The organism is Streptomyces sp. NPDC056222 (assembly GCF_042264065.1).
Classification (GTDB): Bacteria; Actinomycetota; Actinomycetes; order Streptomycetales; family Streptomycetaceae; genus Streptomyces.
The window spans coordinates 1-22,715 of record NZ_JBHJTL010000093.1 but is presented as its reverse complement, the minus strand read 5'-3'; the positions used below and the strand labels follow the sequence as shown (position 1 = coordinate 22,715).

Here is a 22,715-nt window from a genome sequence, read left to right as displayed (position 1 = left end):
CTTACGCCGTATAGCGGTTATTTCTTCTGCGTCAGGTCGTAGAACGTGGAGCCGTCGACGGTGACCTGCTCGAAGGTGGCCGTGACCCACGTGGAGATCTCCGAGTTGCCACCCATTCCGCCGCCGCCCCCGCCGCCGGTGCCGGTGCCGCTGCCGACGAAGTAGTGGATCTTCCCCTGGGCCACGTACTGCTTGAACTGGGCGAGGGTCGGCGACGGGTCGCTGCCGTTGAAGCCGCCGATCGCCATCACCGGCTTGCCGGTGGCGAGCTGGTAGCTGGCCGCGTTCTGGGCGCCGATGGCCGCCGCGACCCAGGTGTAGTCGTCGGCGCCGTCGAGGAGGGTGGCCTTGGCCTTGGAGCCGACGGTCGCGCCGTTGAGCAGACCGCCGATTCCGCCACCGCCACCGGGGCCACCGCGCTCCATGCCCGCGCCGCCGTTGCCCTGGGCATTGCCCTGGCCGTTGCCCTGACCGTTGCCCTGGGGAGGCGTACCACCGGGCATCTGACCGCCCTGGCCACCCGGGGCCTGACCGCCGGGCATCTGACCGCCGGGCCCGCCCTGACCGCCGGGCATCTGACCACCCGGGCCGCCGCCCATCTGGCCGCCGCCCGCCTGGCCTCCGCGTCCGGCCCCGCCTCCGTCGAACATCCCGTACATCGCACGCGGCCCGCCGCGGCCACCGCCGGGGCCGCCCATCGCGCCGCCCGACGGGCCCGCCGTCACGATCGACCCCTGGTGGCCGGTGCCCAGCGTGGAGAGGGTGTACGCGACCGGGCCCGCGAGACTCGCCGCCAGACCGAGCCCCACGAGGCCGAGCCCGATCCGCCGGTCGAGGCGGCCGGCGAGCAGCAGCCCGAGCGCGGCGACCGTGCCCGCGACCAGGACCGCCCAGCGCAGCCACGGCATCCAGTCGGGCGTCCGGCCGAGCAGGACGTACCCCCACACCGCCGTCCCCGCGACCGTCACGGCCAGTGCCGCCGAGGCGAGGAACCTGGTGCGCTCCTCCCACAGGACACTCGCGCCCATGCCGACGAGCGCCGCGATGTACGGGGCCAGGGCCACCGTGTAGTACTCGTGGAAGATGCCGGCCATGAAGCTGAACACGCCCAGGGTCATCAGCAGCGAGCCGCCCCAGACCAGGAACGCGGACCGCGCGGTGTCCGTCCTCGGCGCACGCCAGGTGATGACGAGCCCGGCGACGAGCAGGATCAGCGCGGCGGGCAGCAGCCAGGAGATCTGACCGCCGACGGCGTCGTTGAACATCCGCCCGATGCCCGTCTCGCCCCAGCCGCCGCCCTGACCGCCACCGCCACGGCCTCCGCCGCCGACGCTGCCGGTCTCGTTGCCGTTGATCCGGCCGAGGCCGTTGTAGCCGAAGGTGAGTTCCAGGAAGCTGTTGTTCTGCGAGCCTCCGATGTACGGACGGGAGGACGCCGGCCACAGCTCGACCAGGGCCACCCACCAGCCGGCGGAGGCGATCATCGCGAGCCCGGCAAGGGCCAGTCGGCCGATCCTGCGGCCGAAGCCGACCGGGGCGCACACCGCGTACACGAGCGCGAGCGGCGGCAGGATCAGGAACGCCTGGAGCGTCTTGGCGAGGAAGGCGAGGCCGAAGGCGACTCCTGCCCACACCAGCCACTTCGTGCCGCTCTTCGTGTCCTCGAGGGCTCGCAGCACGCAGTACACGGCCACGGTCATCAGCAGGGCCAGCAGCGCGTCCGGGTTGTTGAAGCGGAACATCAGCGCGGCGACCGGGGTGAGCGCGAGCACCGCGCCCGCGAGCAGCCCGGCTCCCGCGCCGAACCGGCGCCGCACCGCCGCGTAGAGGACGGCGACGGTCGCCACCCCCATCAGCACCTCGGGCAGCAGGATCTGCCAGGACCCGAGCCCGAAGAGGCGCACGGACAGGGCCATCGGCCAGAGCGCGGCCGGCGGCTTGTCGACGGTGATGGCGTTCGCCGCGTCGAGCGAGCCGAAGAAGAAGGCCTTCCAGCTCTCGCTGCCAGCCTGGACGGCGGCGGAGTAGAAGGAGTTGGCGTAGCCGGAGGCGCTCAGGTTCCAGAGGTAGAGCAGGGTGGTGGCGAGCAGCAGGACGAGGAACGCGGGGCGCACCCAGGGGGCGTCCTCGGCCCGTCCGCGCCACAGCCGGCCGAGGCGGCCGCTCCGGCCGGACGGCGCGGCGTGGGCCGAGCGGGCGACGGGCGCCGAGGGCTCGGACGGCCCGGAAGACGTGTCGTACGAGGTGGTCATCGGGTGTTCCTTGAGAGCGATGTGTCCGGGAAGACCCAGAGCCGGAAGAGGAGGAAGCGCACGACGGTCGCGGCGAGGTTGGCCACGATCAGCACGGCGAGTTCGGTGGAGTGGGCGGGGTCGCCGGTGGCCGCGCCGAGCGCGGCGAGCGAACCGCTGGTCAGGGCGAGGCCGATGCCGAAGACGACGAGCCCCTGCGCCTGGTGGCGGACGGCCCGGTCCCGGCCCCGTACGCCGAAGGTGAGACGCCGGTTGGCGGCGGTGTTGGCGACGGCCGACACCAGCAGTGCGCCCGCGTTGGCGAGTTGGGGGCCGATGCCGAGCCGGAAGAGCGAGTACAGCGCCACGTAGAAGAGCGTCGACAGCGCGCCCACGACACAGAAGCCGACCAGCTGCCGGGCCAACCCTCGGGGGACGCCCGCGAGTTCGCGGTCCCGGGGGTCGTCGCCGAAGGGCCGGGAGAGCCGGTCGAGCGGCAGCGAGCCGGTGGCGAGCGCCCGGCCCACCCGCCAGACGCCCTTCAGGTCGTCGGTGGCCGTCCGCACGATGTGGACCGTGGAGTCGGGGTCGTCGACCCAGTCGACGGGCACCTCGTGGATGCGCAGTCCGGCGCGCTCGGCGAGGACGAGCATCTCGGTGTCGAAGAACCAGCCGGTGTCCTCGACCATCGGCAGCAGGCGGGCGGCGACATCACCGCGTATCGCCTTGAAGCCGCACTGCGCGTCGGAGAACCGGGCGGCGAGCGAACCGCGCAGGATCAGGTTGTAGGCCCGCGAGATGAACTCCCGCTTCGGCCCGCGTACGACGCGCGAGGAGCGGGCGAGCCGGGAGCCGATCGCCAGGTCGGAGTGGCCGGAGATGAGCGGCGCCACGAGCGGCAGCAGGGCGTTCAGATCCGTGGAGAGGTCCACGTCCATGTAGGCGAGGACGGGCGCGTCCGAGTGCGACCAGACGGTACGCAGCGCCCGCCCCCGCCCCTTCTGCTCCAGCCGTACCGAACGCACCTCGGGCAGCATCGCCGCGAGAGTGGCGGCGACCTCGGGGGTCCGGTCGGTGGAGGCGTTGTCGGCGACCGTGATGCGGAAGCCGTACGGGAAGGTGCGGGAGAGGTGGTCGTGGAGCCGCAGGACGCACGGCTCCAGGTCCTTCTCCTCGTTGTAGACGGGAATCACCACATCGAGGACGGGCCGCCCGGCCATGCCCACCGGCAGATGCTCCCGGGCGGGGAGGGTGCCCGCGATCGTTTGGGTTCGCATGGCACAGACCCTCGCCGGGGCCGCTGTCACGGCTGTGTGATGAGCCTGTGCCCTGGCTGTGAGTCGTACGGGGCGTGCTGGGGCTCCAGGGGGAGCGCCACGGCGAAGACGGTCTCTCCCGGCCGGCTCCGCACGGTCACCTCCCCGCCGTGGGCGACCGTCACCGCCCGCACGATGGCGAGCCCGAGCCCGGTGCTGCTGCCGCCGGCCTGGCGCGTACGGGAGGCGTCGCCGCGGGCGAACCGCTCGAAGACGACGGGGAGGAGCTCGGGCGGGATGCCGGGCCCGTCGTCCTCGATCTCGACGAGGGCGCGGCCGCTCTCCGTTCGTACCCGCGCGGTGACGATCGTGCCTTGCGGGGTGTGGGTGCGGGCGTTGGCGAGGAGGTTGACGAGGACCTGGTGGAGGCGGGCGGCGTCCGCCCCTACCGACACGGCGGACGGTGGCAGTTCGAGCCGCCAGCGGTGCTCGGGTCCGGCCGCGCGGGCGTCGGAGAGCGCGTCGACGACGAGCGGTGCGAGATCGGTGCTCTCGTACGAGAGCGGGCGTCCGGCGTCCAGTCGGGCGAGGAGCAGCAGGTCTTCGACGAGCCCCGTCATCCGGGTCGCCTCGGACTCGATCCGCCCGAGCGCGTGCCGGGTGTCGGGCCCGCACTCCTCCCGGCCGCGCCGCGTCAGCTCCGCGTACCCCCGGATGGAGGCGAGCGGCGTACGCAGCTCATGGCTGGCGTCCGCGACGAACTGCCGTACCCGTGTCTCGCTCTGCTGGCGGGAGTGGAGCGCGGAGTGGACATGGTCGAGCATCCGGTTGATGGCCGCGCCGACCTGCCCGACCTCGGTGCGCGGATCCGCTTCCGCGACACGGTGGTGGAGGGCCGGCTCACCGCTGTGCAGCGGCAGTTCGGAGACCTGCGTGGCGGTCGCGGCGACCCGGCGCAGCGGCCGCAGCGCGATCCCGACCAGCGCGCCGCCGGCCAGCGAGGCGGCGACGAGACCGGCGCCGGTGACGCTCACCTCGACGAGGATCAGAGTGGAGAGGGTGTCCTGGACGTCGGAGAGCGGGATGCCGACGAGATAGTCGCCACGGCTCCCTGAGGCGTACTCGACCCGGTAGTCGTCCCTGCCCGGCAGCTCGACGGTGTGGGGCCGGCCGTCGCGCGGAACGGCGGCGAGGGCGGCGCGCTGTGCCGCGTCCAGGGCCTGGGCGCGGTACTTCGGGCCGTACCTCCCCTGCTCCTCTTCCTCCTCGGAGACGGCGGCGTCCCTCAGCTCGCCGTCCACGACGGACGCGCCGACCGTGCCGAGCGGGGCGCCGGGGCCGGTGAGGAATCCGAGCGCCTCAGGGGTGCCGTCAGGGGTGCCGTCGGGGAGGGGCCCCGGCATGTTCTGCGGCGGCCCGGCGGCCCGGTTGGCCACGCCCTGCAGCTGCCCGTCGGCCTGGTCGTACAGGTAGGACCGGAACGCGATCGTCGTCACCGTCCCGATCACCGTGGCGACGATCGCGATCAGCGTGACGGCGGAGACGACGAGCCGCGTGCGCAGCGACCAGGAACGGGGGCCTCGCATCGGTCGTCCTACTCCCCGGGCTTGATGAGATAACCCGCCCCGCGCCGGGTGTGGATCATGGGGGCCCGTCCCGCGTCGATCTTCCGCCGCAGGTAGGAGATGTACAGCTCGACGACATTGGCCTGGCCGCCGAAGTCGTAGGACCACACCCGGTCGAGGATCTGCGCCTTGCTGAGCACCCGGCGCGGATTGCGCATGAGGTAGCGCAGCAGCTCGAACTCGGTGGCCGTGAGATGGATCGACTCGCCGCCGCGGGTGACCTCGTGACTGTCCTCGTCCAGCGTCAGGTCCCCGACGGCGAGCAGCGACTCGGTGCGGGCCTGCGCGGCGCCGGAGCGTCGGATCAGCCCGCGCAGCCGTGCCACGACCTCTTCCAGGCTGAACGGCTTGGTCACGTAGTCGTCGCCGCCCGCCGTGAGGCCGGCGATCCGGTCCTCGACGGCGTCCTTGGCGGTCAGGAACAGCACCGGCACGTCCGGCTGCTCGCGCCGCAGTCTGCCGAGGACGGAGAGCCCGTCCATGTCGGGCAGCATCACGTCGAGGATCACCGCGTCGGGCCGGAACTCCCGCGCCGCGCGCAGGGCTCCGGCCCCGTCGCCCGCGCTGTGCACCTGCCAGCCCTCGTACCGCAGGGCCATGGAGAGGAGCTCGGCGAGAGACGCCTCGTCGTCCACGACGAGAACGCGGACGGCCGAGCCGTCGGGCCGGGTCATGTCGGTACGCCCGCGGGGCTTGGTGGCAGTCATACGGCCACGCTGTCCGGACGTACTGAGATCTTCCTTTCCCTCAGCTGTGAATTCCCTGAGAAACCTGAGGGAAGAGCGCGGCGCCGTTGCCGTACAGGACCCGGCGCATCCAGTCGTCCCCGAGTCCGAGGCGTTCGAGGGCCTGGAGCTGATGGGCGTACGGATAGGGGATGTTCGGGAAGTCGGAGCCGAGGAGGATCTTGTTCTCCAGGGCGCGCAGCCGGGGGAGTTCGGCGGCGGGGAAGGGCGCGAAGCGTTCGCTGAAGTCGGTGAAGGCCATGGTGGTGTCGAGGTGGACGCCTTCGTACCGCTCGGCGAGGTCGAGGAAGTCGGCGTACTCGGGCATCCCCATGTGCGCGACGATCAGCCGCAGCTCCGGATGGCGGGAGAGCAGCTGTCCGATGGGCGCGGGTCCGGTGAACTTTCCGGGGGCGGGCCCGGAGCCGCAGTGGATGACGACGGGCGTACGACTGTCCGCGAGTGTCGCCCAACTGTCGTCGAGAAGCCGGTCGTTGGGGTCGAAGTCGCCGACCTGGAGGTGGACCTTGAAGACGCGCGCCCCGTCGTCGATCGCCCGGCCGACGTACGCGGTCGCGTCCGGCTCGGGGTAGAGGGTGGCGGTGTGGAGGCAGTCGGGCGTACGAGCGGCGAAGTCGGCGGCCCAGCCGTTGAGCCAGGGGGCCATGCCGGCCTTGTGCGGGTAGAGCATCGAGGTGAAGGCGAGGACCCCGAACTCGCGGAGGAGGGCGACCCGGCGGTCCTCCTCCTCGCGGTAGGTGATGGGCCACTCCATGCCGGTCAGGGGGCCGACGGAGTCGAAGTACGCCCAGACCTTGTCGAGGACGTTGGAGGGCATGAAGTGGGTGTGGACGTCGATGAGCCCGGGCAGGCCGAGCCGCCGGACGATCTCGTGCACCTCGGCGGCATGGGTCTCGGCGGCGCTCACGGCCGGGACTCCGCTCGACTTCGACGTCCATGGATGATGCGGATCATGCGGATCACCCTCCACCGAAGGGACCGATCATGTCCATAACGGGGCGGGGAAGGCTTCCAGGCCTTCAGGTCGTGACGCCTTCCCTGCTCCCCACCCATCACTCTCAGGTCGGGAACAGCCCGTCCTGGACGTCGGTGTTCGCCTTCCGCACGGGCACGCTGACGCGATGACCGGGGTCGACGGCGACGAGTCCCCACCCGCGGACGATACGGGTGTCGAGGGCGAGCACCCGGCCTTCGGAGTCGAGAAGGTGCAGGTCGGGCCCGGCGGCGGCGAGGAGACGGCCGGCGACGACACCGTCGTCGCAGAGCTCGGTGACGGTCCCGGCGAGTCCGGGGAGCCCGTCGAGGCCGAAGGCCTCGGCGTGGTCGCGCACCTCGCAGGGAAGCGTCTGCAGGGTGTCGCCCCAAGCGGGCAGGGCGACGGCGGAGCGGTACAGCTCCTCGATCTCGTGGCGGCGCGCGTCCGGGGCGGGCAGCTCGTGCCGTACGGCGCGCTTCCGCTCGTACGGAATCCGGTCGGGCACCTTCAGGGCGTGCCGCAGCAGCTCCTCGGTCCGTCGGGCGGCCATGAGCGGCCCCCGCCCGAGCCAGCTGAAGGCGACAGCGCCCTGCTCGAGGAGCCGGGCGTCACCCCGCTCCTCGCCGGTGATCCCGACCTTGGTCATCCCGGGCCCGAACCAGGCGAGGTACACGCGGTACGTCCGCGGGTCGTCGGCGATGGTGTCGGCGGCGACCGAGTGGACCCGGTCGAGCCGCGCGCACTCAGGGCACTGGCCGCCGGTGGCCCGCGCCGACACCACCGCTCCGAGCGGGCAGGGATTGCCGCGGGCCCCCGGGCACAACCGCTGCCCGACGGCCCGGAAGGCGACCTGCTGCCCGTACGCGAGCACGGACACCCGCCCACCCTCCCAACGGAGCCCGGGCACACCTCCGCTCCACCGCATCCCCGTACACCGCCACGTCACGGAACCAGTCTCCTCCGGGGGTCTGACAGCGGCGACGACGGAGGCCCCCGGAAACACTCCGGGGGCCTCCGTACATCTACCTGGTGCCGGACTACCGCGCGACGAACTGGGTCAGAATCGCCTGCACTTCGTAGATGTCCACGCCCTTGGTGAAGGTCTTCTGGACGGGGACGGAGTTGCCGGAGATCCAGATCTTCAGCTCGGCGTCGAGGTCGAACGTGCCGGCCGTCTCGACGGCGAAGTGGGTGATGCTCTTGTACGGAATCGAGTGGTACTCGACCTTCTTGCCGGTGATGCCCTGCTTGTCGACGAGCACGAGCCGCCGGTCGGTGAAGAAGATGGTGTCCCTGATCAGCAGATACGCGGCGTGAATCTGCTCCCCCTGCCCGAGCAGCCGCGCGTACTCCTGCTGCGCCTGCGCCGGATCGATCTTGTGCGCGTTCCCGAAGAGCGCCATACCCAACCCCCACGATCAGAAGAAAGAACGATCTTCCGACTTTATCCCGCCGAACCGACAGCCCGGGCGAACCGACGGCCCGGCCGCCCGGACGGTGCCGGCGGTTGCGCGGGGCGTCGATCGGCGCATCCTGGAGGTGACGCCTCTCCGAAAGGCCGAACCATGGCTACCGTTCACCGCCCTACGGAAATCGAAGCATCTGCCGTCGAGGTCTTCAGACTTGAACTGACCGAGGATGAACAGACCGCGCTCAAGGCGGATCCCGAGGGCTTCGTGAGAGACCTCATGGAGCGGGACGGGCACACGGTCAACCGCGTGCTGGTCGACACTCTCATCCTCAACGGTGGCTGCCCCGGCGGGGGGTACGAGTTGGTCCACCTGCTCTCGCCACCGCACCGTCGCTCGGACCACGCGCTCAGGTGCGTCCCCCTGAAGTGAGGACCGGCGCCCTGGGCCGCGCAGAGCCGACTCGTGCCTCGCGCCAGGAGTTCACGGACTGCCGTCGCGCCAGTCGAGCAGCATCACGTCATGGAGGTCCGCGCCGTCGCCCCAGGGCCGCGCCTCGCCGATCTTGCGGTATCCCCACGCCCGGTAGGCGGCCGACGCCGCCGTGCTCGCCGGGTGGACGTTCAACAGCACCCGCTCGGCTCCGATGCCGTCGAGCAGCGTCGTGGCGGCTGCCGCTGTACGCCTACGGCGACTCGGTGCCCTTGCCGTTCCGCCGAGGCATCCCGCGGTAGATCACCCAGAGGCTGACCAGAAGTGGAAGCCGCTCGATCATCAGCCGATCGGCCTCATCTTCACCACGTCGACCGGTCGGGCCACGGACCCCCGGAGCCTGAACAGAATGCTCACGCTCCTGTGCGCCAAGGCCAAGGTGCGACGGGTCCGGGTGCACGACCTGCGCCACACGTGCGCTTCGCTGCTGCTCGCTCAGGGGGTGGACGCCCGGACCATCATGGAGACGCTCGGGCACAGCACGATCACGATGACGCTCGACACCTACGCCCACGTCATGCAGACGACGCTGAAGGCGGCAGCCGATCGGATGGATGACGCCCTGGGGCTTGACGAGTCCGGCGAGGAAGAGGGCGAGGCTCCCGAGGAGACGCCGGCCGCCTGATCCGTCCGGCCAACCGCGTTGATGTCACCCGCTGATGTCAAAGGCCCCCTGGACGATGTCCAGGGGGCCTTTGAGCTGTGTGCACTCGGCAGGATTCGAACCTGCAACCTTCTGATCCGTAGTCAGATGCTCTATCCGTTAAGCTACGAGTGCTTGTGCTTCTCGGCTTTTTTCTTGCCGGTCGGCGTTGCGTGGACAACATTACATGACCTGCGCCGTAGCGCGAAATCCATTAGCCAGACCCCCTCTGACCTGCGGAAACGCCATCTGGGAGCTCGTTCCGGGATCCGTGCACTCCGCCGGACGGGTGACCCGCGCAAGGGCGCAGCGGGCCCGCAGGGGGCCGGAACGGCCGAAGCCCCGGCCGTGTGGGCCGGGGCTTCGGGGTGGGGCGGAGGCGGAGGGATTTGAACCCTCGATGGGCTTTAAGACCCAAACCGCATTAGCAGTGCGGCGCCATAGACCGGACTAGGCGACGCCTCCATGCACCTCGCGCGGGCGCGAGTGGTGCGTGCAGATGATGACACAGGCGAGCCGGGTGTCACCAATCGCTTCTCACCGTACTAGCCCTCCCGGGCCGAGGGCAAAGCCCCTCGGCCCATCCCGGTTGCGCAACGAACGGCAGTACGGAGCGTTAGAGGAGACGGGCCCGAGCCCATGGCCCCCACTCGCCTCCCCTGGAGTTCGCATGCTGCGCCGCCTCGTACTCGCCACCCTCGCCACCACCGCCGCGGGCGCCACCGGGCTCGGGCCCGTGCCGCCGTTGTCGCTGCTGTCGTCGCCCGACGTGCTCACCGTGACGATCAGCAAGAGCGGGCACCCGAAGGCCGACGGCACGTTCCGGCTCGACTGCGAGGGCGAGCCCGGCGGCGACCACCCCGCGGCCGCCCGCGCCTGCGAGCGGCTCACCACGCTCGCGAAGGAGGGGCAGAACCCCTTCAAGCCGGTCACCAAGGACGCCTTCTGCGGGCAGCAGTACGGCGGGTCCGTCGTCGCCCACATCACCGGCGACTGGCAGGGGCGCTCCGTCGACGCCCACTTCTCCCGGGCCAACGGATGCGAGATCGACCGCTGGGAGAACCTGGAGCCCGTACTGCCTCGCGTGCGGGGATGAGGTGAGGATGACGTTCGGATGTTGCCGGGGGCATGAGACCTCCCCCCGCGACCGTCGGCGCTGCCTTTAGACTCCTCGCAGTGACAGGCTGCGGCCCGAGGGGCAAGATGGGGCCGGCCAGCCGGGCAAGGTGCAGTGGGTCAGGGAGGAAGCGTCGTCGTGAGCAGCAGGCCATCCCGAGGCGCTGCTCGCCTCGCAGCCATACTTGACGCCCTCCCCGACGGCCTCGTGCTCGTCAACTGCAACGGCACGGTCGTCAACGCCAACACCATCGCCCTCGGCATGTTCGAGACCCCCGGCACCGCGCTCGTCGGGCGCGGGCTGCTCGACCTGCTGCCCGGCTTCGACTCGCGCCTGATCCCCGGCTCCATGCGACGCCCCGAGGGAACCGACGAGAGCGGCCGTACGAAGCCGACCCGGATGATCGCCCGCCGGACGGACGGCAGCGAGTTCGCCGTCGAGGTCACCAGCGCCAATCTGGAGGACGGGCGCGAGGCCTACGACTCGTACAGCGCCTACACCGGCGACGAGCTGCTCATGCTCGTCGTCCGTGACCTCACCGGCACCCTCGACACCGAGGCAGAACTCGCCCGCTCGCAGCGCCAGACCGAGATGATCCTGCGCGCCGCCGCCGAAGGCGTCGTCGGCACGGACACCGACGGGCGTGTCGTCCTCGTCAACCCCGCCGCCGCGCAGATCCTCGGCTTCCGCGCCAGCGATCTCGGCGGCAAGGAGCTGCACCCGCTGGTCCTCCACTCTCGGGCGGACGGCGAGCCGTTCGCGTACGAGGATTCGCCGCTCGCCGACACGCTCAAGTCGGGGCGCAAGCACCGCGTGCGCGGGCAGGTGCTGTGGGCGAAGAACGGTTCACAGGTGCCGGTCGACCTGACGACCGCACCGGTACGTGACGGGGACCAGCTCGTCGGCGCGGTGATGACCTTCACCGACCGCCGGCCCTACGAGCAGCTCGCCAAGGAGCAGGAGACCGAGCGCGCCGGCCTCGCCGAGAAGCACGCCGCCGAACTCGCCGAGCTCAAGAAGAGCCACGAGGAACGCGCGAAGGCGGACAAGGAGCGGTACGAGTCCCTGGCCGGCCGGCACGAGCAGCTGACGGCCGTCCTCGGCGAGTCGCTGCGCGGGCCCCTGGAGGAGCTGCGCACGGAGCTCGCCACGCTCGCCGCCGACGACGCGGGCCAGCTGTGGCCCGAGGCCAACCAGCTCCTGCACCACCTGGCCGCCGGGTACGCCCGGATGACGACCCTCGTGGACAACGTCCTCGGCTATCAGCGGCTGGACGCCGGGGCGGAGACCCTCGGCACGTCCGTCGTCCTGCTCGACGGGGTCGTGACCGCGGGCGTCGACGGGGCCGTGGAGCTCATCGGGCCCGGCCGGGCACAGTTCGCCGTGCACGCGCCGCCGATCGAGGCGGAGGTGGACGCGGGACGGCTCGCGACCGCGCTCGCGCATCTCGTCGCGGACGTGGCAGGCGTCGACTCCACCGGCAAGGCCCGGGTCGTGCCGGGTGCGGGATACGCCGACTCGACGATCGTGGTGGCGGCGGCGCAGCGCGGCGACGTCGTACGGATCGAGGTGCGCGGCCCGTACGCCGGCGGCGACCCCGTCCACCAGCCGATCGTGCGCGGGATCGTGGCCGCGCACGGCGGTGTCGTGCAGACGCATGAAGTGCCCGGGACGAGCGGCGGCGCGTACGTCCTCGAGGTGCCGATCGGCGCCGGCAGGGGCACGGTCACCGCTCCGCCCGCTCCGACGGCCGCGGAGACGGCGACGGGTTCGGAGGCCGAGGCCGCTCCGGCCGGTGGGCAGCTCGCGCTGCCCGCGCAGGCCTCGGACACCCAGGGCGGCGGACGGCGGCGCGCCCGCCGGGCGTCCACCGATGCCTTCCTGGAGAGCCCGGTGGCCCCCGAGGGCGCCGGTGCCGGTGCCGTCGAGCCGACCGGGCGCCGCCGCGGGCGTACGGAGGAGGCTCCGGCCGCCCCCGCCGAGCTGATCCCCGCCCAGAGCGCGGGCGGCGCCCCTGCCGTCGAGCCGACCGGGCGCCGTCGCGGCCGGCCCGCCGAGGGCTCCGTGGTGACCGCGGCCGAGGGCGCGCAGGGACGTGCCGCGCTCGGGGACGCCGTGCCTCCGCAGGGTGTTCCCGTACCCGCCCAGGGCGTTCCCGCCGAAGCCCCCGCCCTTGCCCGGGCGGCCCTGCCCGCCGTGGCGAGCGGCGATCAGGCGGCCGAGGAGCGGCCCACCGGTCGGCGGGCGCGGCGCGCGCTCGCCGCGCAGGAGCGGAGCGCTGCCGCCGAGGCCGGGCCGCGTACGCCGTTCGCGCTGCCCCCGGCGGACGCGGACCGTGCTCCGGAGCCCGCGGCACAGCCCGTACCGCTGGCCATGCCCGTACCGCAGGCCGGACCCGTATCGCAGGCCATGCCCCTCCCGCAGCCGATGCAGGTGATCGACGAGGGACAGCACGACGCCGCGCTGTCCGCGCCGGACGCCGACCAGACGCCTCCGCAGCCCCACCCGCACCCGCAGCCTCTTCCCGAGCCGACCGGTCGGCGTCGTGGGCCGGGCGTCGCCGAGGAGACGCGTACCGGCACCGGATCCGTACCGCTGCCTCCTGAGGTGCCCGCAGCCGCTACTCCGGCCCCGCCCGCAGCCCCCGCCGCGACGGCGGTGCCGGCCGCTCCGAAGGACGTGACGCACAGCGGGCGGGCGTTCAGCGTGCGCACGCTCGGGCAGGGCGTGCCCTTCGCCCAGCAGATCGCTGCACAGCAGGCAGGTGCGCAGCAGGTCGGTGCGTCGCAGGGCGGTGCGTCGCAGGGCGGTGCGTCGCAGAACGGGCAGAGCAACGGCTCCGGGCGGCGGCGCAAGCTCGCCACCCCGCCCGAGGGCGACCGTCCGGTCCCGACGCCCGCGCCCGTGGGCGCAGCCCCTGCCGCCCCGGCGACGTCCGCGGAGCCCGCCGCCAAGGCGCAGCCGAAGCTCGCCTCGCTCGCCCAGGCGGCCCCCGAAGGCCGTTCCTACGCCATAGGGGCGCCCGCGGAGGGTGCCGCCGAGGGCCCCGAGCCGCTCGACGGTCCCGGCGGCGCGGTCGAAGTCGCCAACAGGCCGCTGCCGCAGCCCGTCGACGACGAGCTGCCCCCGGAGCCGCTGGACAACCCGCGCCGGCTGCTCGTCTGGCCCGCGCCGGACGTCTCCACGCAACAGGCGCTGAGCGACCGCGGCTACCGCCCGGTGATCGTCCACTCCCGCGAGGAGGTCGACGCCCAGATCGCCGCCTTCCCGGCCGCGCTCTTCGTCGACCCTCTGACCGGGCCCATCACCCGTACCGCGCTCCAGTCCCTGCGCCAGGCGGCGGTCGCCGCCGAGGTGCCCGTACTGCTCGCGGCCGGGCTCGGACAGGCGACGCGGGAGGCTGCGTACGGCGCCGATCCGGCCGTACTCCTCAAGGCGCTGGCGCCCCGCGACAGCGAGCAACACCCCTCGCGCGTGCTGCTCATCGAGGAGAACGACCACATCGCACAAGCTCTGGGGGCGACCCTGGAGCGGCGCGGGATGCAGGTGGCCCGAGCCGCGGCGGACACCGACGCGGTCACGCTGGCCACGCAGATCCGGCCGAACCTGGTGGTGATGGACCTGATGCAGGTGCGCCGTCGCCGGGCCGGGATCATCGACTGGCTGCGGGCGAACGGGCAGCTGAACCGCACGCCGCTCGTCGTCTACACCTCGTCGGATCTCGACGAGGCCGAGCTGCCGACGCTGTCGTCCGGCGAGACGGTCCTCTTCCTCGCCGAGCGTTCGAACAGCAACGAGGTGCAGGCCCGGATCGTGGACCTGCTCGCGAAGATAGGGACCAACTGAGAAGGAGGGGGAGCGGTGTTCACCACCGCTCCCCCTCCTCCGCAAGACCTTCCGTAAGGCCCTCTGTAAGACGTAAGACCCTCCGTCAGACCTTCCTCAGGGCCTACAGCTGGGTCACGTCCAGCTCTCCCTCCGCGTACTGCCTGCGGATGACCTTCTTGTCGAACTTGCCGACGCTCGTCTTCGGCACCGCGGGCACGATCGCCCAGCGCTCCGGAAGCTGCCACTTGGCGATCCCGCCCTCGTCGGCGAGGAAGGCCTTCAGCGTCTCGTAGTCCGCCGTGGCACCGTCCTTGAGCACGACGGTCGCGAGCGGGCGCTCGCCCCACCTCTCGTCCGGTACGGCCACGACCGCGGCCTCGGCGACCTCGGGGTGCGCCATGATCGCGTTCTCGAGCTCGACGCTCGAGATCCACTCGCCACCGGACTTGATGACGTCCTTGGCGCGGTCGGTGAGCGTGAGGAAGCCCTCCGGGCTGATGACGCCGACGTCGCCGGTCTTCAGCCAGCCGTCCTCGCTGAACTTGTCGGCGGGACGGATCGGCTCGCCGTCGACGCCGCCGAAGTACGAGCCCGCGATCCAGGTGCCGCGCACCTCCAGCTCACCGGCCGACTCGCCGTCCCAGGGCAGGTGTTCGCCGCCGGGGCCGACCAGGCGGGCCTCGACGCCGGCCGGGAAGCGGCCCTGCGTGATGCGGTACGGCCACTCCTCCTCGGCGGTCAGCCCGGCCGGCGGGTGGGCCATGGTGCCGAGCGGGGAGGTCTCCGTCATGCCCCAGGCGTGGCAGAGGCGGACGCCGAGCCTGTCGTACGCCTCCATGAGGGAGGGCGGACAGGCCGCGCCGCCGATGGTGACCTGCTTCATGGAGGAGAGGTCGCGGGGGTTGGCGGTGACCTCGGCGAGCAGGCCCTGCCAGATGGTGGGGACGGCTGCGGCGTGGGACGGCTTCTCGCGCTCGATCATCTCGGCGAGCGGGGCGGGCTGCAGGAAGCGGTCCGGCATGAGCATGTTGATGCCGGTCATGAACGTGGCGTGCGGCAGCCCCCAGGCGTTGACGTGGAACTGCGGAACGACGACCAGGGTCGTGTCCTTGCCCGTCAGGCCCATCGACTCGGCCATGTTGACCTGCATGGAGTGCAGGTAGATGGAGCGGTGCGAGTAGACGACGCCCTTCGGGTCGCCGGTGGTGCCGGAGGTGTAGCACATGGCGGCGGCCGAACGCTCGTCGATCTCGGGCCAGTCGAAGGTGGTGGGGCGGCCCGCGATCAGCTCCTCGTAGTCGTGCACGCGGGGCGTCACGCCGTCCAGCGCCGAGCGGTCTCCGGGGCCCGCGACCACGATGTGCTCGATGGTCGGCAGGTGGGGGAGGAGCGGCACGAGGAGGGGGAGCAGCGAGCCGTTGACGAGGACGACCCGGTCGTCGGCGTGGTTGACGATGAACGCCAGCTGCTCGGGGGGAAGCCGCAGGTTGAGGGTGTGCAGGACCGCGCCCATGGACGGGATCGCGAAGTACGCCTCGACATGCTCCGCGTTGTTCCACATCAGGGTGGCGACACGCTGGTCGCCGGTCACGCCGAGCTCGTCGCGCAGGGCGTTCGCCAGCTGGCTCGCGCGGGCTCCCGCCTCCGCGAACGTGCGGCGCTGCGGCTCGGGCTCACCCGTCCAGGTGGTGATCAGTGACTTCCCGTGGATCGTCATCCCGTGCTTCAGGATGCGGGTCACGGTCAGCTGTACGTCCTGCATGGTGCTCAGCACGGCGTCCTCCCGGTGGGCGCTACGTGACAGTAAGGGTGTGGAGATTCTGCGCACGTACCGCTCGGTATGTCACTACCCGGGAGTAGGGAAATTGCCAGTGATTACTGGCGGATGTGGTGTCCTCCGCGCGCGGTCACGGTACGGGGGGCGTGCCGCACCGGTGCGGGGCGCAGGCCGGCACCGCCGTGCGGGATGCATGCCGGCACCGGGGCGCGTGCCGTCACCGCCGTGCGGGATGCATGCCGGCAGCGTTCGGGGGCGCGTGCCGCACGATACGGGCGCCTGCCGTCACCGTACGGGTGCTCGTGGTCACCGTACGGGCGTCAGTTCCGGGTCCTCGCGGAGCTTGCCGAGCGCGCGGGAGACGGCGCTCTTGACCGTGCCGATCGAGACGCCGAGCACCTCCGCCGTCTGAGCCTCGCTGAGGTCCTCGTAGTACCGCAGGACGACCATCGCCCGCTGGCGGTCGGGGAGCTTCATGACCGCGCGCCACATGGCGTCGTGGAGCACCTGCCGCTCGGCCGGGTCCGGCTCGGGCAGCCCGGCGGGCTCCGGCAACTCCTCGCAGGCGAACTCGTCGACCTTGCGCTTGCGCCACTGGGACGTCCGGGTGTTCAGCAGGGCCCTGCGGACGTAGCCGTCCAGGGCGCGGTGGTCCTCGATCCGCTCCCAGGCGACGAACGTCTTGGTGAGGGCGGTCTGCAGCAGGTCCTCGGCGTCGCAGGGGTTGGCGGTGAGGGAGCGCGCCGTGCGCAGCAGGACGGGCCCGCGGGCCCGGACGTACGAGGAGAACGACGGGTAGCCGGCGGTCGTCACGGCGGTCCCGAGGGCGGCCGTGGAGGCGCCGGCGCAGACGGGGCCAGAAGGTGGCGGAGTCATGACTCCACGCTAGGAGCGGGGACTCGTCCGGGGATCGGCCCCAGGGACCGACCCGCACTCCGCCTCAGGTTGTAGGGGTGGGGATGGTTGGACCTCCTGAAGGTGGAGAGGGGGGTACGAGGGCCTCAGGGTCGAGGCGGGCGGGCACGCCCATCGAGCACGGCACCAAGCGGGCGGGCAGCCGCCGACCGCGGGGCACCTATGGGGGCCACGTCGGCGGGGCGCGGGTGCCGGATGCGGGCGGGTGCCGACGCGGGCAGGGGGTGCGGCCCGGGCGGGCGCCGGTGCGACGCGGGCGGGCGCGGGTCGGCACGGGCGGTTGCGACGCGGGCGGGCAGCCGTCGGCTACGGGGCGCCCCTGGGGGGGCCACGTCGGCGGGCGCGGGTGCCGGATGCGGGCGGGTGCCGACGCGGGCGTGCACGGGTGCGGCACGGGCGGGTGCCAGCGCGGGCAGGGGGTGCGGCCCGGGCGGGCGCCGGTGCGACGCGGGCGGGTGCCGACGCGGGCGGGCGCGGGTGCTGGCACGAGCGAGCCCGATGCCGGCGCGCGCGGGTGCCGGCGCGGGCGGCCCGATGCCGGCGCGCGGGCCGGCCCGATGTCCGGCCTCAGTCGTCGGCGCCCAGGATCAGGCCCGATGTGGGGACCCCCGTGCCCGCAGTGACCAGCGTCCTGGACGCGCCGGGTATCTGGTTCACGGACGTGCCCCGCACCTGACGCACGGCCTCCGCGATGCCGTTCATCCCGTGCAGATACGCCTCCCCCAGCTGGCCTCCGTGCGTGTTCAGCGGCAGCGCGTCCGCCGCCACGAAGTCGGCCGCCTCGCCCCGTCCACAGAAGCCGAACTCCTCCAGCTGCATGAGGACGAACGGGGTGAAGTGGTCGTAGAGAATGGCCACGTCGATGTCACCCGGCGCGAGCCCCGCCGTCCGCCACAGCTGTCCTGCCACGACCCCCATCTCCGGCAGTCCCGTCAGCTCGTCGCGGTAGAAGCTGGTCATCGCCTCCTGGTTGCGGCCGGCTCCCTGGGCGGCGGCGACGATCACCGCTGGCGGCCGGCGCAGGTCGCGGGCGCGCTCGGCGGAGGTGACGACGATCGCCTGTCCGCCGTCGGTCTCCTGGCAGCAGTCGAGGAGCCGGAGCGGCTCGACGATCCAGCGCGAGGCAGCATGGTCGGCGAGGGTGATCGGTTTGCCGTAAAAGTAGGCGGCGGGGTTACGGGCCGCGTGCCGGCGGTCGGTGACGGCGACGTGCCCGAAGGCGTCCGGGGTCAGCCCGTACGCGTGGAGGTAGCGCTGGGCGATCATGGCGACCCAGGAGGCCGGGGTGAGCAGCCCGAAGGGAAGCTGCCAGCCGAGCGCTGCGCCTTCGGCGGAGGGCTCGCGCTGCTGGACCCCGGAGCCGAAGCGGCGCCCGGAACGTTCGTTGAACGCGCGGTAGCAGACGACGACGTCGGCGACCCCGGCGGCGACGGCGAGGGCGGCCTGCTGGACGGTGGCGCAGGCGGCCCCGCCTCCGTAGTGGATGCGGGAGAAGAAGGACAGCTCGCCGATGCCGGCCGCCTGGGCGACGGTGATCTCGGGGTTGGTGTCCATGGTGAAGGTGACCATGCCGTCGACGTCGGCGGGGGTGAGCCCGGCGTCGGCGAGTGCGGCCTGCACGGCCTCGACGGCGAGCGTGAGCTCGCTGCGGCCGGAGTCCTTGGAGAACTCGGTCGCCCCGATCCCGACGATGGCGGCGCGGCCGCCGAGACGGTCGGCGCTGCGGATGCTCATACGCCCGCTCCGTTCGGTCGCGACTCCGGGCCTGGCTCCGGTCCAGGCCCTGCTTCTGGCGCCGGTCCAGGGCCTGGCTCCGGCCCGGGCCCTGCCTCCGGCCTTGGCTCTGGACCCAGGCCTGGCCCAGGCCCAGGCCCGGCCCCCGGGCCCGGCTCCGGGTCCGGGTCCGGCCCGAGCTCGCGCCCCGGCTTGAGCTCGGACCCCGGCGTGAGTTCACGCCCCGGCAGGTCGAGCGTCACCGTGCCCGTGACGTGGTGACCCAGGCCGTTCGCGCCGATCACCCGCACCTGGCCCGTGACCCCGTCGACCTCCGTCACCGTCCCGGTCAACGTCATCGTGTCGCCGGGGTAGTTGGGCGCACCGAGCCGTATCGCCACCTTCCGGAGCACCGCTTCGGGGCCGAAGTGGTCGGTGATGTACCGCCCCACCAGGCCGTTGGTCGTCAGGATGTTCATGAAGATGTCCGGGGAGCCCTTCTCCCTCGCCAGTTCCGCGTCGTGGTGCACGTCCTGGTAGTCCCGCGATGCGACCGCCCCGGCGACGATGAGGGTGCGTGTGATCGGGATGGTCAGTGGCGGCAGTGCGTCCCCGGCCTTCACGACAGGTCTCCGTTCGCGATCAGGTCGCCGAGTTCGGCGAGGAGTTCGGTGCCGCAGCCGAGATACGCGTCGAGCTGTCTGCCCCACAGGAAGTGCCGGTGGACAGGGTGGTCGAGGTCGGCTCCCATGCCGCCGTGCAGATGCTGTCCCGCGTGGACGACCCGTTTGCCCGCCTCGGACGCCCACCAGGCGGCGGTCAGCGCGTGTTCGTCCCCCGGCAGGCCCTGGTCGTACCGCCAGGCCGCCTCGTAGGCGGTGACCCGGATCGCCTCGGTGTCCATGTAGGCGTCGGCGGCGCGGAGTTGGACCGCCTGCCGGGTGGCGAGCGGGCGCCCGAACTGCTCCCGTACCGACGTGTACGCCACCGCCCGGGCCAGCGACCCGGCGCAGACCCCGGCCTGGAGCCCGGCGAACGCGATCCTGGCCGCCGTCAGCACCTCCGCGCGGGCGTCGGCGCCGCCGATCCGCTCGCCGCGGGCGCCGTCGAGGACGAGCCGGCCGGCGGCCCAGGGCGCGGTGAGCTCGACGGGTGTCACGGCGGCCTCGGCCGTCGGCACGAGGCGGAGGGCGCCGTCCTCGTCCGCCACGAGGACATGGGTGGCGTCCCTGAGCCAGGGCACCCACTCCACGGCCCCGGTGAGCGAGCCGTCGCCCGCGGCCCGGACATGCCCCGAGGGCGGGAACGCGCCGGTCACCACCGTCGTACCGTCCCGGAGCCCCGGCAGCAGCCGCTCGCGCTGCTCCTCCGTGCCGTGCCGGGCGACGGCGAGGAGCCCGTACACACAGCTCGCGGTGAACGGCACCTGCGCCGTCGTCCGCCCCTGCTCCTCGGCGATCAGCACCAGGCCGAGGAGCCCGGTCTCCTCGACCGCGCCCGGCAGTCCGGCCCCGCACAGGGCCTTCCACAGCTCGGCGTCCGTGTCCGTGCCGGCCGCCGTGAGTCGCTCGTGCGTGGCGAGATCGCCGAAGATCCGCGCCGCCAGCTCCTGGGCGGCGGCCTGCTCCTCCGTGGGCGTGAAGTCCATCTCAGCCCTCACCCCCGTCCTGCGCCCGGAACACCGGCAGCTCCAGCTCCTCGTCCACGCGAAGGAACTCCAGGCGGACCGGCATCCCGATCCGGACCTTGTCGTACGGCACCCCGACCACGTTGCTGACGATCCGGACGCCCTCGGCCAGTTCGATCAGTCCGACCGCGTAGGGACCCCCCGCGTCAGCGGCATGATCGGACACAGTGAAGGCGGGGAACCGCGGGTGGTGCATCACCACGTACGAGAAGACGGTCCCCGAGCCGCTCGCCTCGACGGTGTCCCACTCCCGCGAGCCGCAGGCGTTGCAGCCCGGGAGCCAGGGGAAGCGGAGCGTCGCGCAGTCCCCGCAGCGCTGGACGAGCAGACGGTGCGCGGCGACGCCCTCCCAGAATCCGGCGTTGTCCCGGTTGATCACCGGGCGGGGCCGCTTCGCCGCAGGTGCGCCGCCGCCTCCCTTCGGCTTGGGTGCCGCCGGCGCGTACTTGAGGATGCGGAAGCGGTGCGTGCCCGCGAGCTCGCCGTCCGCCCGGACGTCCATCCGGGTCGTGACGAAGTACCCCGTCCCCAGCTTGGTGGTCTTGCGCTCCGACACCGACTCGATCACCGCGTCGAAGGTGATCGCGTCACCGGGCCGCAGCGGCCGCAGATACTCCTGCTCGCAGTCGGTGGCGACCACGGAGGTGTATCCGGCGTCGTCGAGGAGCGCGAGCAGCTCGTCGTACGGCCCGGAGCGGCCGGTGTGCCCGGAGAGTCCGCCCATCGTCCACGCCTGGAGCATCGTCGGCGGGGCGACGGCCCCCGGTCCCGCGTACGCCGGGTTGGTGTCGCCCATGGCCTCGCACCAGTGCCTGATCATGGGTTCGTTGACCAGGTCCTTGCCGGCCCCCGCGGTGGCGGCCGGCCGCCCTTCGTACGCCTTCAACCCGCCATGGATCTCCTTCGCCCCTTCGTGGATCTCTTTCGCCCCGCCGTGGATGTCCTTCACCGCCGCCCCCCTTCCCTCTTCGTGCCGCTCATGCCGAGTCGCATCGTCGCGACGATCTCGCGCTGCACCTCGCTCACCCCTCCCCCGAAGGTGTTGATCTGCGCGGCGCGGTTCATCCGCTCGAGCTCACCGCCGTCGACCTCTCCCGGCGACCCCGCCCGCACCGTCCCCGCCCCGCCCGCGATCTCCTGACATATTCGGTACACCTCGACCGCCGATTCGGTTCCCGCGAACTTCACGCCGCTCGCGTCTCCGGGGGCCAGCCGGCCCGCCCCCACATCCCCCACCAAACGCCAGTTGAGCAGGCGTGTTGCCGCGAGCCGGGCATGTGCCTCGGCCGCCCGGATCCGTATCCACGGCTCGTCAATGCGGCGCCGCCCCGTCACCGGATCGGGTGTGGCGGCCCGGCGGAGCACCGCCTCGTAGAACTCCTCGGCCTGCATCCCGATCGCGGCGAGCGCGACCCGCTCGTGGTTGAGCTGGTTGGTGATCAGCCCCCAGCCGCCGTTCTCCTCCCCGACGAGGTTCGTGGCCGGGACGCGGATCCCGTCGTAGTACGTCGCCGTCGTCGTCAGTCCGCCGACGGTCTCGATCGGCGTCCATGAGAACCCCGGGGAATCCGTGGGGACGAGGACGATGGAGATCCCGCGGTGTTTGGGAGCCTCGGGGTCCGTGCGGCAGGCGAGCCAGATCCAGTCGGCGTTCTGGGCGTTCGAGGTGAAGATCTTCTGCCCGTCGATCCGCCAGGAGTCCCCGTCCCGCACCGCCTTCGTGCGGAGCGAGGCCAGGTCGGTGCCGGCCTCCGGCTCGCTGTACCCGATGGCGAAGACGGTCTCGCCGCGCAGGATCCGGGGCAGGAAGTACGCCTTCTGCTCCTCGGTGCCGTACCGCATCAGGGTCGGGCCGACGGTGTTGAGCGTGACCATGGAGACGGGCGCGCCGGCCCGGTAGGCCTCGTCGAAGAAGACGAACTGCTCGTCGGGGCCGCGCCCCTGGCCTCCGTACTCCTCCGGCCAGCCGAGCCCGAGACGGCCGTCGCCGCCGATCCTGCGGAGGAGCCGGCGCTGGCCCTCGGTGTCGGTGGGGGAGGGCGGGCCGTCGGGCATCACGTCGCGGAAGTACGCGCGGAGTTCGGCGCGCAGCCGTAGCTGCCGCTCGGTCGGGGCGAGGTGCACGACGACGGCCTCCCGGGGTGACGACTAAGGTTTCTGACTGTCCGTCAGATAACGTAGCCGTGTCAAGGTCACGGAGAGGGGTGCACACAGAGGCACGCGCACACGACGGCCCGCACCCACCCGAACTGTCGGCACGCACGGGAACCGCCCGCGCGAGGCACCGAAGTGCCTGTCTC

17 protein-coding genes, 2 tRNA genes and 2 pseudogenes are annotated in these 22,715 nt (G+C 72.4%); 4 read left to right on the top strand and 17 right to left on the bottom strand.

Annotated features, from left to right (window positions below; translation table 11 throughout):
- Window positions 1-17: 17 nt before the first annotated feature.
- The 7 genes from ACFC0D_RS31220 to ACFC0D_RS31190 form a co-directional block, all read right to left on the bottom strand.
- On the bottom strand, window positions 18-2,252 hold the full coding sequence (locus tag ACFC0D_RS31220) for an ArnT family glycosyltransferase (RefSeq protein ID WP_376443155.1): 2,235 nt from the start codon (window positions 2,250-2,252) through the stop codon (window positions 18-20).
- Entirely contained in the window at window positions 2,249-3,508 is a 1,260-nt protein-coding gene (locus ACFC0D_RS31215; RefSeq protein ID WP_376443153.1) for a glycosyltransferase, read from the bottom strand. The genes ACFC0D_RS31220 and ACFC0D_RS31215 overlap by 4 nt, the downstream gene beginning before the upstream one ends.
- Before the next feature lie 26 nt (window positions 3,509-3,534).
- On the bottom strand, window positions 3,535-5,073 hold the full coding sequence (locus tag ACFC0D_RS31210; RefSeq protein ID WP_376443151.1) for a sensor histidine kinase: 1,539 nt from the start codon (window positions 5,071-5,073) through the stop codon (window positions 3,535-3,537).
- A gap of 8 nt (window positions 5,074-5,081) precedes the next feature.
- Window positions 5,082-5,819: a response regulator transcription factor gene (locus ACFC0D_RS31205; RefSeq protein ID WP_376443148.1), complete on the bottom strand. Its 738-nt coding sequence runs from the start codon at window positions 5,817-5,819 to the stop codon at window positions 5,082-5,084.
- A gap of 40 nt (window positions 5,820-5,859) precedes the next feature.
- Window positions 5,860-6,765 carry an amidohydrolase family protein gene (locus tag ACFC0D_RS31200; protein WP_376443146.1) on the bottom strand — a complete coding sequence of 302 codons (906 nt, stop codon included), beginning with the start codon at window positions 6,763-6,765 and terminating at the stop codon, window positions 5,860-5,862.
- Window positions 6,766-6,916: 151 nt separating this feature from the next.
- Complete coding sequence (locus ACFC0D_RS31195; RefSeq protein ID WP_376443143.1) at window positions 6,917-7,759, bottom strand: DUF2797 domain-containing protein; 843 nt, start codon at window positions 7,757-7,759, stop codon at window positions 6,917-6,919.
- A gap of 112 nt (window positions 7,760-7,871) precedes the next feature.
- Window positions 7,872-8,237 (bottom strand): PH domain-containing protein, encoded by a 366-nt coding sequence (locus ACFC0D_RS31190; protein ID WP_362360184.1) that lies wholly within the window; start codon window positions 8,235-8,237, stop codon window positions 7,872-7,874.
- Between the two features lie 162 nt (window positions 8,238-8,399).
- On the opposite strand from ACFC0D_RS31190, the gene ACFC0D_RS31185 reads away from it, so the two are divergent.
- Entirely contained in the window at window positions 8,400-8,675 is a 276-nt protein-coding gene (locus ACFC0D_RS31185; RefSeq protein WP_376443140.1) for a hypothetical protein, read from the top strand.
- 51 nt (window positions 8,676-8,726) lie between these two features.
- On the opposite strand, the pseudogene ACFC0D_RS31180 reads toward ACFC0D_RS31185, so the two are convergent.
- Window positions 8,727-8,906 (bottom strand): annotated as a pseudogene (locus ACFC0D_RS31180) (GNAT family N-acetyltransferase); the annotation flags it as partial.
- On the opposite strand from ACFC0D_RS31180, the gene ACFC0D_RS31175 reads away from it, so the two are divergent.
- Window positions 8,890-9,360 carry a tyrosine-type recombinase/integrase gene (locus ACFC0D_RS31175; RefSeq protein ID WP_376443137.1) on the top strand — a complete coding sequence of 157 codons (471 nt, stop codon included), beginning with the start codon at window positions 8,890-8,892 and terminating at the stop codon, window positions 9,358-9,360. The pseudogene ACFC0D_RS31180 and the gene ACFC0D_RS31175 sit on opposite strands and share 17 nt — an antisense overlap.
- An 80-nt stretch (window positions 9,361-9,440) precedes the next feature.
- On the opposite strand, the gene ACFC0D_RS31170 is transcribed toward ACFC0D_RS31175, so the two are convergent.
- Window positions 9,441-9,513 (bottom strand) — tRNA-Arg (locus ACFC0D_RS31170).
- Between the two features lie 239 nt (window positions 9,514-9,752).
- A tRNA-Ser gene (locus ACFC0D_RS31165) sits at window positions 9,753-9,843 on the bottom strand.
- 205 nt (window positions 9,844-10,048) lie between these two features.
- On the opposite strand from ACFC0D_RS31165, the gene ACFC0D_RS31160 reads away from it, so the two are divergent.
- Entirely contained in the window at window positions 10,049-10,474 is a 426-nt protein-coding gene (locus ACFC0D_RS31160; protein WP_376443135.1) for an SSI family serine proteinase inhibitor, read from the top strand.
- Between the two features lie 159 nt (window positions 10,475-10,633).
- Window positions 10,634-14,341 (top strand): PAS domain-containing protein, encoded by a 3,708-nt coding sequence (locus ACFC0D_RS31155; RefSeq protein ID WP_376443132.1) that lies wholly within the window; start codon window positions 10,634-10,636, stop codon window positions 14,339-14,341.
- A 103-nt stretch (window positions 14,342-14,444) separates the two neighbouring features.
- On the opposite strand, the gene ACFC0D_RS31150 is transcribed toward ACFC0D_RS31155, so the two are convergent.
- The 7 genes and pseudogenes from ACFC0D_RS31150 to ACFC0D_RS31120 all read right to left on the bottom strand — a co-directional run bounded on the left by ACFC0D_RS31150 (window position 14,445) and on the right by ACFC0D_RS31120 (window position 22,539).
- Entirely contained in the window at window positions 14,445-16,097 is a 1,653-nt protein-coding gene (locus ACFC0D_RS31150) for a long-chain fatty acid--CoA ligase (RefSeq protein ID WP_376443129.1), read from the bottom strand.
- A gap of 309 nt (window positions 16,098-16,406) precedes the next feature.
- Window positions 16,407-16,976 (bottom strand): SigE family RNA polymerase sigma factor, encoded by a 570-nt coding sequence (locus ACFC0D_RS31145; RefSeq protein ID WP_376443126.1) that lies wholly within the window; start codon window positions 16,974-16,976, stop codon window positions 16,407-16,409.
- A 606-nt stretch (window positions 16,977-17,582) separates the two neighbouring features.
- A complete protein-coding gene (locus ACFC0D_RS31140; RefSeq protein ID WP_376443124.1) occupies window positions 17,583-18,749 on the bottom strand; it encodes a lipid-transfer protein in 1,167 nt (388 codons plus the stop codon).
- A gap of 221 nt (window positions 18,750-18,970) precedes the next feature.
- Window positions 18,971-19,351 (bottom strand): annotated as a pseudogene (locus ACFC0D_RS31135) (MaoC family dehydratase); the annotation flags it as partial.
- Window positions 19,348-20,376, bottom strand: coding sequence for an acyl-CoA dehydrogenase family protein (locus ACFC0D_RS31130; protein WP_376443122.1), 1,029 nt, complete (start codon window positions 20,374-20,376; stop codon window positions 19,348-19,350). The pseudogene ACFC0D_RS31135 and the gene ACFC0D_RS31130, both read right to left, overlap by 4 nt.
- A 1-nt stretch (window position 20,377) precedes the next feature.
- Window positions 20,378-21,355, bottom strand: coding sequence for a bifunctional MaoC family dehydratase N-terminal/OB-fold nucleic acid binding domain-containing protein (locus tag ACFC0D_RS31125; RefSeq protein WP_376443172.1), 978 nt, complete (start codon window positions 21,353-21,355; stop codon window positions 20,378-20,380).
- 5 nt (window positions 21,356-21,360) lie between these two features.
- Window positions 21,361-22,539, bottom strand: a complete 1,179-nt coding sequence (locus tag ACFC0D_RS31120; RefSeq protein WP_376443119.1) for an acyl-CoA dehydrogenase family protein — start codon at window positions 22,537-22,539, stop codon at window positions 21,361-21,363.
- Between the last annotated feature and the right edge of the window lie 176 nt (window positions 22,540-22,715).